The organism is Arenimonas sp. (genome assembly GCF_022842045.1).
Taxonomy (GTDB): Bacteria; Pseudomonadota; Gammaproteobacteria; order Xanthomonadales; family Xanthomonadaceae; genus Arenimonas.
Genome location: NZ_JALHQI010000021.1, coordinates 36,748 through 43,285 on the forward strand (window position 1 = coordinate 36,748; position 6,538 = coordinate 43,285).

A 6,538-nucleotide genomic window follows, 5' to 3' on the forward strand; every position below is an offset into this window, starting at 1 on the left:
GGCTTCGCGTTCGATAGCGGCCAAAAGGGCTGCGGTCAGTGGCCGCCGCAGCACTTCTTGTATTTCTTGCCGCTGCCGCAGGGGCAGGGGTCGTTGCGCTCGGGGGCGGCGGCGCGGCGCACGGGCTCGCGCGGCGTCAGGTCCTCGATGCGGTGCACGTGCAGGTCGTGCAGCATGTCGGGCAGGCCGGCGTGGATCTCCAGGCGCTCGCTGTAGGGCAGCGGCGTCGGCGCCCCGCCCTCCTGCTCGGCCGGATAACTGCCGACGGCCAGCGCTTCGACGTAGCCCTCGACCTCGCCGATCCACTCGTCCTTGGCGATCCAGGCGTCCCAGGCTTCCGAGCGCAGGTCCATGCCGTCCAGGAAGCCCGCGCCCCAGGCCGCGCCGATGTCCACGTCGTCGCCGTGCTCGCCTTCGACGTCGTCGGGCAGCCACCAGAACAGCGCGCCGTCCACGGTCATCTCGTCGGAGTTGAAGCGCACGCGGCGCGCGGCGGTGTTCCAGGCCAGCATCAGCAGCGCGCGGGCGGCGGCCTCGTCGGCGGCATTCTCCCAGCGCGGCGGCGCCTTGCCCCAGACGCGCGGCAGCCATTCCTCGACGGGAATTACCTCGCCCGGGCTCACCACCAGCGCGCTCAGGTAGCCATCGAGCTGCTCGAGCCCGTAGCCGCCGAAGGGCACGGCCCGCTGCTCCAGCAGGCGGTCGAGTTCATCGATGCGCGGGTCGTTGGCGCGGAACCAGTCGGCTTTCACGGTGGCCATGTCAGTACGCGAATTCCTTGAACACCGGGTCCACGCTACCCTTCCACGGCCCGTGGAACAGGGCCAGCTTGCGCTCGGCAGGGGTTTCGTTGGCCAGGGCGAACTCCAGCAGCGGCTCGAGGAACACGGCTTCGCTGGCGCCGGTGGCGTTGAGGCGGTTGCGGCGCTTGAGGCCGTTGCCGGCGATCTTGAGCGCCTCGAGCGCCAGCTCGCGCACGGTGGCGCCGCGGAAAGGCAGCTTCAGCGCATGCTTGGGCACGCCATCGCGCAGTGCGTGGCGCTCCTGCATCGAGAAATCCTTCACCAGGTCCCAGGCCGCGTCCAGCGATTCCTGGTCGTACAGCAGGCCGACCCAGAACGCCGGCAGCGCGCACAGGCGGTTCCAGGGACCGCCGTCGGCGCCGCGCATCTCCAGGTACTTCTTCAGCCGCACTTCGGGGAAGGCGGTGGTCATGTGGTCGGCCCAGTCCTTCATCGTCGGCAGCACGCCCGGCAGCGCCGGCAGCTCGCCGCGCAGGAACTTCCGGAAGTCCTGGCCGCTGAGGTCGAGGTACTCGCCGTCGCGGTAGCTGAAGTACATCGGCACCTGCAGCAGGTAGTCGACGTAGCGCTCGAAGCCGAAGCCCTCCTCGAACACGAAGTCGAGCATGCCGGTGCGGTCGGGGTCGGTGTCGGTCCAGATGTGGGAGCGGTAGCTCAGGTAACCGTTCGGCTTGCCCTCGGTGAACGGCGAATCAGCGAACAGCGCGGTCGCGATCGGCTGCAGCGCCAGCGACACGCGGAACTTCTTCACCATGTCGGCTTCGCTGGAGAAGTCCAGGTTCACCTGCACCGTGCAGGTGCGCGTCATCATGTCCAGGCCCAGGTTGCCGCGCTTGGGCATGTACTCGCGCATGATCTTGTAGCGGCCCTTGGGCATCCACGGCATCTCGTCGCGGCGCCACTTGGGCTGGAAACCCATGCCGAGGAAGCCCAGGCCCAGCTCTTCGCTGACCGCCTTGACCTCGCGCAGGTGCTGGTTGGTCTCGCGGCAGGTCTGGTGGATGTCCTGCAGCATCGCGCCCGAGAGCTCGAGCTGGCCGGCCGGCTCCAGCGTCACCGACGCGCCGTCCTTCGACAGGGCGATCAGCTTGCCCTTCTCTTCGTAGGGCTCCCAGCCGAAGCGGGTGAGGCCGCGCAGCATCGCCTCGATGCCGTTCGGGCCCTCCCAGGTGGGCGGGCGCAGGTCGTCGAGCCGGAAGCCGAACTTCTCGTGCTCGGTGCCGATGGTCCACTCAGCCTCGGGCCGCGAACCGGTGGCCAGGTACTCGACCAGCTGGTCGCGACCGGTGAGGGGGCTTTCCTTGACGTTGCTGGGTCCGGACACGGGGCGCGCCTTGCTGGGGTGGAAGCGATGTGCGGGCGCTGGCCTACAATCGCAAGGATGGCGATCTTATCCCGCAACCCGTGAAAGCCGGCGTCCTGCCCCTGCTGCTGCTGTGTTGCGGGCCGGCCCTGGGCCAGGTGCTCGAGCGCGGCAACGGCCCGGAGCCGTCCACGCTGGATGCGCATCGCTGCCCGGAAGTGGCCTGCGCCAACGTGCTGCGCGACCTGTACGAAGGCCTGGTGGCCGAGGACGGCGGCGGGCGTCGGGTGCCCGGCATGGCCGAGCGATGGGAAGTGTCGGCGGACGGCCGCACCTGGACCTTCCACCTCCGGCCGGGGCTGCGCTGGTCCAACGGCGAGCCGCTGGACGCCGGGCAGGTGGTGGCCAGCTTCCGGCGCGCGTTCGCGCCGGCCACGGCGGCGCCGTTCGCCGGCCATTTCGAGGCGATCGAGAACGCCGGCGCGGTGCAGCGCGGCGAACTCCCGCCGACCCGGCTCGGCATTGCGGCCCCGGATGCGCAGACTGTCGTGTTCACCCTTGTCCGCAGCGCCGACCTGCCGCGCCTGCTGACCCTGCCGACCGCCTTCCCGGTCTACCTGCCGGCGCTGGCCGAGCACGGCGCCCAGCACACGCGGCCCGGACGGCTGGTGAGCAACGGCGCCTACCGGCTGGCCGGCTGGCTGCCGCAGGCCATGATCACGCTTGAGCGCAATCCGGAATTCCGGGAGCCCGCACCGATCCCGCGCGTGCGCTTCCACGTCACCGAAGATGCCAGCAGCGAGCTCAAGCGCTTCGAGGCCGGCGGCCTGCACCTCACCGAGACCGTGCCGCCGCAGCCGCTGCCGGCGCTGCGCGCGCGCTTCGGCGACCAGCTGCGCATCAGTCCCTACCTGGGCAGCTTCTGGCTGGGCTACAACCTCGACCAGCCGCCGTTCAAGGACGCGCCGGCGCTGCGCGAGGCGCTCTCGCTCGCGATCGACCGCGACATCCTCACCCGCCACGTCACCGGCCTGGGTGAAGTCCCGGCCTACGGACTGGTGCCTCCGGGCGTCGCGGGCTACACGCCGGCGAGCCTGGGCTGGGGCCGCGCGACCCAGGCGCAGCGCGAGGCGCTGGCCCGCCGCCGCTACGCCGAGGCCGGCTACGGACCGGACAAGCCGCTGGAAGTGGAGCTGCGCTACAACACCTCGACGCCGCATCGCCGCCTCGCGCTGGCGGTCGCCGCGATGTGGCGCGAGGTGCTGGGCGCGCGCGTGCGCCTGCGCAACGAGGAGTGGAAGGTGTTCGTGGGCAACCGCCGGCAGCGGGTGATCACGCAGGTGTTCCGCGGCGGCTGGATCGCCGACGTGGACGACCCGCGCAACTTCCTCGACAACTTCCGCGGCGACAGCAACGCCAACTGGACCGGCTACGACGATCCCGCGTTCACCGCCCTGCTCGACGCCGCCGACGCCGCGCCGACGCTCGAGGCCCGCGCCGCGCGGCTGCGCGAAGCCGAAGCGCACCTGCTGCGCGCGCACGCGATCCTGCCGGTCTACTTCTACACCTCGAAGCACCTGGTGCGCCCCGAGGTTGGCGGCTTCGAGGCGAATCCACTGGACCGCCACCCCACCCGCTTCCTCACCCTGGCGCCCCGCGAATGAAGCGATTCGCCGCGCGCACGCTGGAGGCGGCGCTCACCCTGTGGCTGCTGGCAACGCTGTGCTTCGTGCTGCTGCGCGCGGCGCCGGGCGGCCCCTTCGACGCCGAGAAGACCGCGCCGCCGGAAGTCGAAGCCGCGCTGGCCGCTCAGTACCGACTCGACCAGCCGCTGCTGTCGCAATACGGCCACTGGTTGGGCGACGTGCTGCGCGGCGACCTCGGCCCCTCGTTCCAGTACCCCGATTACACGGTGAACCAACTGATCGCCGCCGGCCTGCCGATCTCGCTGGTGAACGGCGGGCTGGCCCTGCTGCTGGCGCTGGGCCTGGGCCTGCCGCTGGGCATCTGGGCAGCGCTGCGCGCCGGGCGGTGGACCGACCGCGTGCTGATGTTCGGCGCCGGGCTGGGCCTGGCGGTGCCGAAGTTCGTGGCGGCGCCGCTGTTGATCCTGCTGTTCGCGGTGACGTTGCAGTGGCTGCCCGCCGGCGGCTGGGACGGCGGCTGGCGCAGCGCGGTGCTGCCGATCATCGCGCTGGCGCTGCCCAACCTGGCCTACTGCGCCCGCCTCACGCGCGCGGCGATGCTGGAGGTGCTGGGCGCCGACTACCTGCGCGCCGCCCGCGCCCGCGGCCTCTCGGAAGCCCGCCTGCTGTTCGCGCACGCCCTGCGCCCGGGGCTGCTGCCGGTGGTGGCGTGGCTGAGCCCGGCGCTGATCAATGTCGTGAGTGGCTCGGCGGTGGTCGAACAGGTGTTCGGCATTCCCGGCATCGGCCGCTACTTCGTGCAGGGCGCATTGAACCGCGACTACACGTTGGTGCTGGGCGTCGTGCTTGTGATTGGCGCCGCCATCATCCTGATCAACGCCGCCGTTGACGCGGTGCGGGGGTGGATGGATCCGCGGTTGAGGGACGACTAGGAAGAAGCAGGAAATAGTGAATAGGAAATAGGAACTAGTAAAAGCTGCATGCCGAAGCCACGCGGCGGCTTTTACTAGTTCCTAGTTCCTCTTGACTAGTTCCTGCTCTCAAAGCTCCAGCCAACGCGCGACAACGGCGCGGGCTTCATCAACGCCGATCTTCGAGTCGCCCGAGAACACCTGCACCGAAGCGCGCTCGCCCAGTTCCTTGCGGACTTTCAGCAGCGTATTGCCCTGCTCGCCGCGGCCCAGCTTGTCGGCCTTGGTCAGCAGGCAGTGCGCGGGCAAGCCGCGTCCGAAGGCGTAATCGAGCATCTGCAGGTCGTACTCGCGCAGCGGGTGGCGGATGTCCATCACCACCACCAGGCCAACCAGGGACTGGCGGGTCTGGAAGTAGACGTTGATGAACTCCTTCCAGCGCTCGCGCATCTCCTCGGGCACCTTGGCGTAGCCGTAGCCCGGCAGGTCGACCAGGTGCTTGTTGGGCGCGACCTCGAAGTAGTTCAGGGCCTGGGTGCGGCCCGGGGTCTTGGACACGCGGGCCAGGCCGTGCTGGTTGGTGAGCGCATTAAGCGAGGTGGACTTGCCCGCGTTGGAGCGGCCGGCGAAGGCCACTTCCTTGCAGTCGTCCGGGGGCAGCTGCTTCAGGGCGTGGGCGGAAAAGGTGTATTTGGCGCGGGCCAGGGGGTTTGCCATCGGGTCGGCCGGTGCGGGAAAGGCCACTAGCTTGGCCTGCCCGGGCCGCCCTGACCAGCGCCGGGGCGCGTTCGCGCCGGCTTGATTGACCCCTCACGGCGCGGGCTGGGATAATCCGCGCCTTCCCGCGCGTCCTTCGCGCCGAGCCCCCTCCACCCGAATTCCAGCGTTCCGGAGCAGTCCATGAAGTTCTCGCGCATCCTCGGTGTCGCCGCCCTCCTGGCCGCCGGCTCGACCCTGGCCCAGGAAGCCGCCACCGTGACGCCGGCCCCGGAGGCCGAAGCCGCCCCGGTCGCCACCCTTGAAGCCGACAACACCCCGGCCACCTGGGGCGATGCCCAGGCCGGCGCCGGCAAGGCCGCCGCCTGCGCCGCCTGCCACGGCCTCGACGGCAACTCCTCCGACCCGCAGTACCCGAAGCTGGCCGGCCAGCACGAGCGCTACATCGCCCGCCAGCTCGCCCTGTACAAGAGCGGCGAGCGCAACAACGCGATCATGCTCGGCTTCTCCGCCACCCTCAGCGCGCAGGACATGCGCGACATCGGCGCCTACTTCGCCAGCCAGAAGGTGGTGCCGGGCGTCGCCGACGACACCGTGATCGCCTCGGGCCCGAATGCCGACCGCAAGTTCTTCGAAGTGGGCGAGCGCCTGTACCGCTACGGCAACCCCGACCTTGGCGTGCCGGCCTGCCAGGCTTGCCACGGCCCGGCCGGCCGGGGCAACCCGGGCGCGGCCTGGCCGCAGCTGGGCGGCCAGCACGCCGGCTACACCGCCAACACCCTCATCGCGTTCCGCGACGGCATGGTCTGGGGCAAGGACGGCAACGCCAACGCCCTGATGGCCGGCGTGGCCGGCAACCTCACCGATGAAGAGATCCAGGCCCTGGCCACCTACATCGAAGGCCTGCACAACGTCGCCGACGCGCCCGACGCCGAGGCCCTGGCCGACGCCGCGCCGCCGCAGGGCTGAACCCCGCGGCCGGCGGCGCGTCGCCGCCCCGGTGAACCTTTGCCGGCCAGGCGTGGTCTGGTTGGCTGTCCCCTCTAGGAGCACGACCCGATGAAGCGCCTGCTGACCCTCCTGCTCGTCCTCGCCCTCGCCGCCTGCAGCCAGGCGCCGTCCGAGCCAGCCGCCCCGGCCGAGCCCGCCGCGCCGTCC

Annotated in this window: 6 protein-coding genes; 3 read left to right on the plus strand and 3 right to left on the minus strand. The window is 70.7% G+C overall.

Annotated features, from left to right (window positions below):
- Nucleotides 1-35: 35 nt before the first annotated feature.
- Both Q0C12_RS06540 and Q0C12_RS06545 read right to left on the minus strand, forming a co-directional pair.
- Nucleotides 36-761, minus strand: a complete 726-nt coding sequence (locus tag Q0C12_RS06540) for a UPF0149 family protein (RefSeq protein ID WP_290887875.1) — start codon at nucleotides 759-761, stop codon at nucleotides 36-38.
- Nucleotide 762: 1 nt separating this feature from the next.
- On the minus strand, nucleotides 763-2,127 hold the full coding sequence (locus tag Q0C12_RS06545) for a glutamate--cysteine ligase (RefSeq protein ID WP_290887877.1): 1,365 nt from the start codon (nucleotides 2,125-2,127) through the stop codon (nucleotides 763-765).
- 80 nt (nucleotides 2,128-2,207) lie between these two features.
- Between Q0C12_RS06545 and Q0C12_RS06550 the strand changes: the two genes are divergently transcribed.
- Nucleotides 2,208-3,770 carry a peptide ABC transporter substrate-binding protein gene (locus Q0C12_RS06550; RefSeq protein ID WP_290887880.1) on the plus strand — a complete coding sequence of 521 codons (1,563 nt, stop codon included), beginning with the start codon at nucleotides 2,208-2,210 and terminating at the stop codon, nucleotides 3,768-3,770.
- Complete coding sequence (locus Q0C12_RS06555) at nucleotides 3,767-4,684, plus strand: ABC transporter permease subunit (protein WP_290887883.1); 918 nt, start codon at nucleotides 3,767-3,769, stop codon at nucleotides 4,682-4,684. The genes Q0C12_RS06550 and Q0C12_RS06555 overlap by 4 nt, the downstream gene beginning before the upstream one ends.
- Before the next feature lie 108 nt (nucleotides 4,685-4,792).
- Here the strand turns inward: Q0C12_RS06555 and yihA are convergent, their stop codons facing one another.
- Complete coding sequence (yihA, locus tag Q0C12_RS06560) at nucleotides 4,793-5,380, minus strand: ribosome biogenesis GTP-binding protein YihA/YsxC (protein ID WP_290887886.1); 588 nt, start codon at nucleotides 5,378-5,380, stop codon at nucleotides 4,793-4,795.
- Between the two features lie 183 nt (nucleotides 5,381-5,563).
- Between yihA and Q0C12_RS06565 the strand changes: the two genes are divergently transcribed.
- Complete coding sequence (locus tag Q0C12_RS06565) at nucleotides 5,564-6,349, plus strand: c-type cytochrome (protein WP_290887889.1); 786 nt, start codon at nucleotides 5,564-5,566, stop codon at nucleotides 6,347-6,349.
- Nucleotides 6,350-6,538 lie beyond the last annotated feature (189 nt).

Coding starts and splice junctions, on each gene's coding strand:
- yihA (WP_290887886.1), bottom strand. CDS start 5,380: ATGGCAAACCCCCTGGCCCGCGCCAAATACACCTTTTCCGCCCACGCC.
- Q0C12_RS06540 (WP_290887875.1), bottom strand. CDS start 761: ATGGCCACCGTGAAAGCCGACTGGTTCCGCGCCAACGACCCGCGCATC.
- Q0C12_RS06555 (WP_290887883.1), top strand. CDS start 3,767: ATGAAGCGATTCGCCGCGCGCACGCTGGAGGCGGCGCTCACCCTGTGG.
- Q0C12_RS06565 (WP_290887889.1), top strand. CDS start 5,564: ATGAAGTTCTCGCGCATCCTCGGTGTCGCCGCCCTCCTGGCCGCCGGC.